At 45.6% G+C, this 428-nt stretch carries 1 protein-coding gene; it reads right to left on the bottom strand.

Annotated elements, in window-relative coordinates; genetic code table 11:
• Nucleotides 1–428, bottom strand: a 428-nt coding sequence (locus tag WH96_RS22235; protein ID WP_047766197.1) for a hypothetical protein, incomplete at both ends; no start/stop codon positions are given.

Raw genomic sequence — 428 nt, 5'->3', positions numbered from 1 at the left:
GAAAGATCAGCTTGGCCAAACAGGTTAAATCCGGGTTTGAGTGTCAGAGCTGTTGCTTGCCCCAGCACCTGTTTAATTCCAGAGGGAAATGTCGATGTGTTTACATTAAGATGGTCTGGTCCCTTTGGCATATAAAGGAACGCACTGTTTTTTATCAAGGCACCATCAACTGATGTGCCTTGGGGGATAGGCATAATATCAGTTAATTTTAACGTGCCCGGGATTAGTGCCCCAAGAGATCCACCGTTCGTTTTGAAGGCGATGATCGTCATTGGCTGCCCACGCAAAGTTACTTGCGCAGACGTTGATGTCGCTGTTTTAGTAACATTACTGACGGAAAGTTGCGAAATTCCAGGGACATCGGAAAATAGCTCGAAGCTATCTGATACCGACTGTGCATTTGCAACAGAAATACAGGCCGCAAATAT

This window comes from Kiloniella spongiae, assembly GCF_001026905.1.
GTDB classification, from domain to species: domain Bacteria; phylum Pseudomonadota; class Alphaproteobacteria; order Kiloniellales; family Kiloniellaceae; genus Kiloniella; species Kiloniella spongiae.
The sequence above is the reverse complement of the archived record's forward strand: the minus strand, read 5'-3'. Positions and strand labels throughout refer to the sequence as shown.